At 37.7% G+C, this 6467-nt stretch carries 7 protein-coding genes; all 7 read right to left on the bottom strand.

Translation table 11 applies throughout. The annotated features are described in order from the left end of the window. Window positions 1–142 precede the first annotated feature (142 nt). On the bottom strand, window positions 143–1198 hold the full coding sequence (gene fni, locus LC455_RS13885; RefSeq protein ID WP_223591630.1) for a type 2 isopentenyl-diphosphate Delta-isomerase: 1056 nt from the start codon (window positions 1196–1198) through the stop codon (window positions 143–145). A gap of 12 nt (window positions 1199–1210) precedes the next feature. Then, window positions 1211–2350, bottom strand: a complete 1140-nt coding sequence (gene rpsA / locus LC455_RS13880; protein ID WP_223591629.1) for a 30S ribosomal protein S1 — start codon at window positions 2348–2350, stop codon at window positions 1211–1213. Between the two features lie 152 nt (window positions 2351–2502). Continuing rightward, complete coding sequence (locus LC455_RS13875) at window positions 2503–3084, bottom strand: lysophospholipid acyltransferase family protein (protein ID WP_223591628.1); 582 nt, start codon at window positions 3082–3084, stop codon at window positions 2503–2505. 2 nt (window positions 3085–3086) lie between these two features. Beyond that, window positions 3087–3761: a (d)CMP kinase gene (cmk, locus tag LC455_RS13870; RefSeq protein WP_223591627.1), complete on the bottom strand. Its 675-nt coding sequence runs from the start codon at window positions 3759–3761 to the stop codon at window positions 3087–3089. 124 nt (window positions 3762–3885) lie between these two features. Beyond that, window positions 3886–4074 carry a YpfB family protein gene (locus tag LC455_RS13865; protein ID WP_223591667.1) on the bottom strand — a complete coding sequence of 63 codons (189 nt, stop codon included), beginning with the start codon at window positions 4072–4074 and terminating at the stop codon, window positions 3886–3888. Window positions 4075–4157: 83 nt separating this feature from the next. Continuing rightward, window positions 4158–5507, bottom strand: a complete 1350-nt coding sequence (gene ypeB / locus LC455_RS13860) for a germination protein YpeB (protein ID WP_223591626.1) — start codon at window positions 5505–5507, stop codon at window positions 4158–4160. A 14-nt stretch (window positions 5508–5521) separates the two neighbouring features. Continuing rightward, window positions 5522–6427 (bottom strand): spore cortex-lytic enzyme, encoded by a 906-nt coding sequence (gene sleB, locus LC455_RS13855; RefSeq protein ID WP_223591625.1) that lies wholly within the window; start codon window positions 6425–6427, stop codon window positions 5522–5524. Window positions 6428–6467 lie beyond the last annotated feature (40 nt).

Genomic DNA, 6467 nt, shown 5'->3' with positions numbered 1-6467 from the left:
TTTTTCAAAACTTTCAATTCCCTTTAAATACCTTAATACAATTTGTATCTTATCTTCCGTTTTAAATTTGGACATAAAAACACCCCGTAAATGTTAGTTTAGTGTCTAACATTTACGGGGCAGTTCAGGTTGCGAGAGCTTTTTAAATGGTCCTTTGGCCAAATGTTCTTGTATCTATTCCTCTTTGATTTAACCAATGGCAGGTTTCACCAGTGATGATAAGAGGAATTCTCTTTAAATCAGCAATTGTCCTTGCCCCTAGGGCTGTCATTATCATTATCATTTCTTTATGAAGAGTTTCGATTTCACCTATTAAGGAATCTACTCCTTGGTCAACAAGAATTCGTAAGAAATAACCTGCAATTCCAATCGCATCGGCTCCTATGGCTAAGCCCTTTACCATCTCAATCCCGTTACTAAATCCCCCAGAACCAATGATGGAAATATCATTCGATACTGATGATGCTTCAATAATGGAAATGGGGGTAGGAATGCCCCAATCTGAAAAGAAGGATAGTGATTTTTCCCTGCGCCTGTTTTCTATTTCTGCAAAATTCGTTCCACCAAAGCCGCCAACATCGACCACTGTTACACCCACTGATTTAAGAGTTCTTACTGTTTCCATCGACATTCCAAATCCTACCTCTTTTACAACAACCGGAACTTCTACGTTCTTTACAATCGCTTCAATTCTTTTTAAAGCACCCGTAAAGTCACGGTCCCCCTCAGGCATCGTAAGCTCTTGAATCACATTTAGGTGAATTTGGATAGCATTTGCTTCGATCATGTCAATGGCAGCTTTCGCTTCATCTGGTGTCGCTTCACTTCCCAAATTGGCAATGAGAACACCGTCAGGATTTTCCTTTCGGACTATTTCATATGTATATTTTTGCGTTTTATCCTTTAACGCAGCCATCTGGGAACCAACAGCCATGGCAAGCCCTGAATATTTCGCTACCATTGCCAGCTCTTTATTTATTCGATAGGTTTTTTCTCCGCCGCCGCCTGTCATGGCATTGATAAAAATTGGCGAACTTAAATAAAGTTCGCCAATTGAGTGGTCTAATCGAACATCGAGCACATTAATATTCGGTAAGCTTTGGTGAATAAACTTAATATTTTCAAAAGCGGATGAACGGTCTTGCCCATTTTCGAGGGCAAAACGAATGTGGTCCCATTTACGTTCAGATCTAGACACTTCTTATCACCATTATTTTCTTAGATTCTTTAATTTATCGCCAATGACTTCACCAAGTTGAAATCCTTTTGACTCTTCAGGAAGCTCATAATCAAGGTTTTCCTCAACTTCCTTTTCAAGAAGTTCTTTAATACTTAAAGATAGACGTTGATCCTGTTCATTAGTTTCAAGAACCTTAACCTTTACTTCTTGTCCTTCTTTTAGTACTTCATGAGGTGTGCCAATGTGCTTATGAGCAATTTGGGAGATATGAACAAGGCCTTCTACACCTGGAAATACTTCTACAAAGGCACCATAAGAAACTAATCTTTTGACTGTACCAGTTAAAACACTGCCTTTTGGAGCTTTTTCATTAATATTTGACCATGGTCCAGGAAGAGTTTCTTTAATAGACAATGAAATTCTTTCATTATCGCGATCAACGCTAAGAACTTTAACTTGGACTTTTTGACCTTCATGAACAACATCTGTCGGTTTACCAACATGTTCATAGGATAATTGGGAAATATGAACAAGACCATCTATTCCGCCAATGTCTACAAAAGCACCAAAATCGGTAATTCTTTGAACTGTTCCATCAATAATTTGGCCAACCTGAAGGGCACCTAAACGATTTTGTTTTTGTTTACCTTTTTCTTCCTCCACAACAGCACGGTGGGAAAGAATCAAACGGTTCTTTTCCTTATCAAGTTCTACAATTTTAAACGTAAGCTTGCGGCCTTTATAATCAGAGAAATCTTCTACAAAATAAGCTTCAACTAAGGATGCAGGAACAAAACCGCGGACTCCAAGGTCTACAACAAGACCGCCTTTTACAACATCCTTAACTTCTGTTTCAATTACTTCGCCGCTTTGGAATTGCTTTTCTAAGCTATCCCATGCTTTTAAAGCATCAACTTTCTTTTTTGATAGTATTAATGCTTCTTCTTCCACCTTTAAGACCTCTAATTCAAGAGTATTACCTTCCTGGACAGCATCAGATGCTTTTTCAATATGAAGGCTGGAAAGCTCACTAATAGGGATGATCCCATCAAGTTTACTATCTTGAATGTCGACATATACCTGCTTTTCTTCAACTTTAGTTACTTGTCCTGTTACTTTGTCCCCAACTTCAAAGCTTTTCACTTCTACTTGATTTAATTCTTCCGACATATGTATTCCTCCTTAATCCATTAACTGCAAAATCTATATATGATTCGGTGGATACCACACAGTATACACCACATATAATAAACCATGTGAATTTTCAAAAAAAATCTCTTTTTATAAACTTCTTACAAATAGTCTTTTTTGTCAAGCAATACCTATTGGTGCTCTTTTATCAGTTTATGAATTTCTGACATAATTAATTCAGTAACCTGTTCAGCAGAAGCCTTTGTGTTTCTGGCTTCATCCATTGCAATTGGTTTTCCATAAACGACTCTTAGCTTTCGTAAGCTTTTATACGGACCAATAATTGCACAAGGAACTACAGCGGAATCAGTCTTTAAGGCAAAAAAGCCGGCTCCGGCTAACCCCTTCCCTAATTCACCAGTTTTACTTCTAGTTCCTTCAGGAAAAAGACCCAATACTTGTCCATCCTTTAAAATACCTAATCCTTTTCTTAATGCTTCTCGATCGCTCATTCCTCTTTTTACTGGAAAGGCATTACATTTCCGAACAATTTCACCTAACACAGGGACTCGAAATAACTCTTCCTTCGCCATATAGTGGACAGGACGAGGAGCCATGATTCCCAATACAATCGGGTCAAAATTATTAATATGATTGCAGCAAAGAAGGACCCCGCCATCCTTTGGGATATTTTCTACTCCTAGGGCCTCAATCCTGTACCATGGTTTAAAAATCCCATATGCAACTGATCTTGCAAAAGAATAAAAAGTCACACTTATCCAACCCTTTCGTGCACCAGAGCCATAATTTTTTCTACAACTTCAGGAATCGCCAAAGAGGTTGTGTCGATTTCAATTGCATCATCGGCTTTTTTCAAAGGGGCAATTTCTCTTTCTGAGTCGATTTTATCTCTACGTGCAATTTCTTCTTTTAATTGATCTAAATTTGATAGAAAACCCTTTTGAAGGTTCTCCTGATGCCGCCTCTCTGCTCTTTCATCTACACTAGCCAGCAAGAACACTTTTACTTCAGCATTTGGCAGAACATGGGTCCCGATGTCACGTCCATCCATGACAACGCCGCCATCGATTGCAAAGGCTTGCTGCCTTTTTACCATTTCTTCACGAACTAGTTGATGTTTTGCAACGATAGAAACGGAATTTGTTACTTCTGAAGAACGTATCTCATCCGTTACATCCTGATTGTCTAAAAATACTAATTGTCCTCGTTCTGAAGGAAAAAGCTCGATACTCGTCGACAAAAGCATTTTTAGTAAAGTATCCTCTTCTTCAAGATTAAGATTGTTTGCAATTGCTTTATATGTTAATGCCCTGTACATCGCACCAGTATCGATATATATATAACCTAATTTTTCAGCAACAATTTTAGCTACAGTACTCTTCCCAGCTGCAGCAGGGCCGTCAATTGCGATAGATAGTTTCTTGTTCATAAATCCTCCTAATTGCAATCATGATTTCTCATAAGCTGTCTTCCTTTTATTTTACCATAAGATAAAGAAATGCTTCTTTTTTTTACTATTTAAATTCATAAAAATAAAGCAGGTTTCCCTGCTTTTATTTTTGCCCTTGGAAGGTTTGAATAATTTCTGTAAAGGTATTCTCATTTACACCTTCATATTTTGTTAATTGTTTAATTTGCGGAAGGGCATCGAATTGATGAAATATTAGTTGTGAAAGGAACAGAAATAAAAATTGAATAATAATTATCTTGGCTAAAATTCTTTCTATTTTTTCCAATACCACCACTCCAACTTCAAGTTACCCCTATTATTGGATTTGATAATTTTTTTTATTCTATTAAAAAAAGGATAAGCGTCTGCTTATCCTTATAACACATCTTCATATATTGCTTCGGCATTTTTCAGTTTTTCCACTTTTTCTTCTTTACCATCTTTTGCATTAATAAAGATACGGAAGGTATCACTGCCGATTGTTCCAAGAAACTCATAACATGTCACTTCTTCATTGAGATCGTTTAGAATTACGGCCTGCCTATCTTCCATCACCTTTAATTTCGGATTTACTTTAGTACGTGCTTGTTGTAGTGAAATTGCCGGTTTATCGATTTTTCTAGTTTGGAAGGATTTTAAATAATCCTCAGCAGAAACACCCATGATGTCCCCGTTATCAAGAGCTACCTTCACTTTAACGGATTCAGGGTAAATCCTTAGCCCATTGATACTCGTAACAAAATTGAAAACACCTATATTATCGTATTGCGTGCTTTCAAAAAGCTCCAAGTCTTTAAAGCCCGTTTCCTTTAAAAAGTTTTGTGCCTTATTGGTAGCGTCATTTAAACTTAAAACCTGTTTCTTAATATCGCGGTTGTTGATAAACCAAATGGGATGTCCAGCTTTTTTAGTAATATCCATACTTGCTTCCTGACCGGAATCTGGATTTTTCATGGACACACTGTAAAAGCCATAATCTGACCCTTTGCCGTTTTCTGTTACTTTAACTTTGGCATTTCCATCAAAATTCATATATTTTTTGGCAATAGTAACTGCTTCCTTACGTGAAATAGTTTTTCCTTGTATCTTTTTGTAATTTTCATCCTTTTTTTGAAAGTTCACTGTTGTTGGTCCTTGATTGGTTTCATCAAAACCAGTCACAGTTTTCTCCACGGTTTTAAAACCATCAATTATGGTATTGTCGGTTTGCTCTTTTCCAGAAGCAAGCGCCAGCTCAACATCCATCCAGCGCAAGTTATTTTTTAAAACCATATGCTGAACATTTCGAAGTTCATTCTGAATGTCGCCCGACTGTTTATAAAGAACCTTTAAGTTTTCATACTCTTTATCAGACAATGGTTCCTTATCCAAATCTCTTACGGCTGTTCGATAGCTAAAGTTACCTATATTCGCTAAAAACTCTTCTGTTTTGTTAAAAGGCAATAATGTTAATGGCAGCTGCCCGACATCACTATGTGCTTCTGATGTGATTCTCCATACTTCCGTTAATGATGGTGACAGGGAATGCCTTGAGTTCATTGCCAATGTTGTCCCAATTTTATCGTGTAATAAATCCATTTGATAGGAAAGATCATGGAATGCCCGCTGATAGTTATTTTCAGCATTTAACAGAATCGCATTTTTTTCTTGGTGCTCCTGATAACCCCAGTAAGCTGTTCCGGCAACACCGACTGCAAGGACACCTATTAATATACCTCTTATCAATTTTACTCACCTCTCTACTTGCAAAAAATATGCTTTCCAATTCGTTTGATTTGCGGCCTGCCCCAAATCCATCCACTTGTTGCGGTAGCAGGGTTAAAATAATATAGTGCTTCACCTGTAGGATCCCAGCCATTAATGGCATCGATGACCGCTTTCTTTGAAGATTCATTAGGTGTAAGCCAAATTTGCCCATCCGCAACAGCAGTAAAAGCTCCCGGTTCAAAAATTACTCCCGATACTGTATTTGGGAAATTTGCACTATGTACTCTATTTAAGATGACAGCAGCGACTGCAACCTGGCCAATATATGGCTCGCCCCTTGACTCCCCATGGACCGCATTCGCCATTAGTCGAATATCATTTTGTGAAAAACCATTAGGAGTATTGGCAGCTGTCGGCTTCTTTGGTGCTGCTTTTGGTGTTGCTGTTCCATTTTTAGGTGCAGCTTTTGGAGCCGCCTTTGGTGTTGTTTTTGGTGCTGCTTTATTAGTTTGTGTGTTATTAGTTGGTGCTTTTTTACTCGGAGCTACTTGTTTGCTTTGGTCTGCTCCTCCATAATGAGTAAATTTTCTTCCCTTATTTAAATTGGTTTTAACAAAATACTCATTATACTTGGATGCTTTTGCCAGTTTATTCTTAGTTGTTGTTCCTGCTAACCCATCAATTGGCAAACTGAATTCATATTGGAAATTTCGCAAGGCCCAATAGGTACTCCATCCAAAAACTCCGTCAATTTGACCATTATAAAAGCCTAAATACTGGAGCCTTGCCTGAAGTTCAATAACATCTTCTCCAACAGCTCCCTTTTGGATTACTTGTCTGGAAAATGCATACGCCCCATCAGGATTTACCAATGACAGAGGCATAATGAAAACAGAAATTAAAATGAAAGACTTTATTAGGATGTTTTTCATATGCATGGAATAATAACCCCCGTTGTAAATCTTTTTGCAGTAACCC

It is taken from the genome of Neobacillus bataviensis, from assembly GCF_019969725.1.
Note: the sequence above shows the minus strand (reverse complement) of the source record. Positions and strands in the feature narration are given on the sequence as shown.